Annotated in this window: 2 protein-coding genes; both read right to left on the bottom strand. The window is 73.9% G+C overall.

Translation table 11 applies throughout. From position 1 onward, the window contains the following. Nucleotides 1-145: 145 nt before the first annotated feature. Nucleotides 146-745 carry a helix-turn-helix domain-containing protein gene (locus ACFFNX_RS50965; RefSeq protein WP_378213721.1) on the bottom strand — a complete coding sequence of 200 codons (600 nt, stop codon included), beginning with the start codon at nt 743-745 and terminating at the stop codon, nt 146-148. Next, nucleotides 742-1,044 (bottom strand): PEP-utilizing enzyme (locus ACFFNX_RS50960; RefSeq protein ID WP_378213719.1); only part of this gene is annotated, 303 nt, incomplete at its 5' end. The genes ACFFNX_RS50965 and ACFFNX_RS50960, both read right to left, overlap by 4 nt.

Here is a 1,044-nt window from a genome sequence, read left to right as displayed (position 1 = left end):
CACTCCCCGCCCTCCCAGGGGGCGCCGACCCCACTTCCATTGTCAAGCCACCCCACACACCAAAGAAAGACCACACGCACGACTGTGGAAAACCCACGACCCGACCACTTCCAGACAGACCCTGGGGGCGTGGCCGTGCCGGTGGTCAACGGGTCAGGCCCAGTGTCGCGATCAGGTCCTCGTGGAGCTCGAACCACACCTGGTGGCACGAGTCCCGGTCGGTGCCCGTGATCCACGCCGGCTCCGCGCTCGCCAGCCGTAGCGCGGCGGCGAAGCGCCGGTGGTATCCGGCGAACCGGGCCAGGTGCGCGGTCAGGCGAGCCTCCAGCGCGGCGAGTACGCCGGCGGGCTCCTCGAGCATGGTGATCGTGGCGGCCCGCGTGACCGGCTGCTCGCCGATGCCCATCTCGGCGAGCTGCCAGGCCGTGCAGGCCGCGCTCACCACGTCGTTGACGGGCAGGAAGTCCCGGAGGACGTCCTCCACCGCCCCGCGGGCGCCCGCGGCGTCGAGCTCGGCCGCCAGGAGCCGCTCGCCCCGCTCTCGGCCGGCCTCGGTCAGGGACCAGCCGCCGTCGCCGGCGAAGGAGGAGTAGGTGGCCCAGCCGCAGGCCTGGGCGTCCAGCAGGTGCCCGGTCGTCTCGGCCTCGGGCAGCCCGGTCCGTTCGGCGATGCGTGTGGCGGTGGCGTAGCCGAGGGTACGCGCGGCGTGCAGCACCAGAACGTCGGCCGAAGTGGTCCGGCTCATCGGGCCGTCTCCTCATCAGTGCCGGTCACGGTGCCGACGGTGCCGTCCACGACGACAGGCTGCCCGTCGGTGAGCACGGTCATGGCGCCCTCGGCGGCCAGGACGGCGGGGATGGCGAACTCGCGGGCCACGATCGCGGCGTGCGCGAGCATGCCCCCGGTCTCGGTGACCACCGCGGCCGCGCGGGCCAGCAGCGGTGTCCAGGCCGGCGAGGTCGTGCGGCAGACCAGCACGTCGCCGGGGGCGAAGCGGCCGAAGTCGTCCAGCCCGGCGATCAGCCGCGCTCGGCCGGCGGCGGT

The sequence above is a fragment of the Actinoallomurus acaciae genome (assembly GCF_042429965.1).
GTDB lineage: Bacteria > Actinomycetota > Actinomycetes > Streptosporangiales > Streptosporangiaceae > Actinoallomurus > Actinoallomurus acaciae.
Note: the sequence above shows the minus strand (reverse complement) of the source record. Positions and strands in the feature narration are given on the sequence as shown.

Excerpts from the sequence above, each read along its gene's own strand:
- ACFFNX_RS50965 (WP_378213721.1), bottom strand. The coding sequence starts at position 745 with ATGAGCCGGACCACTTCGGCCGACGTTCTGGTGCTGCACGCCGCGCGT.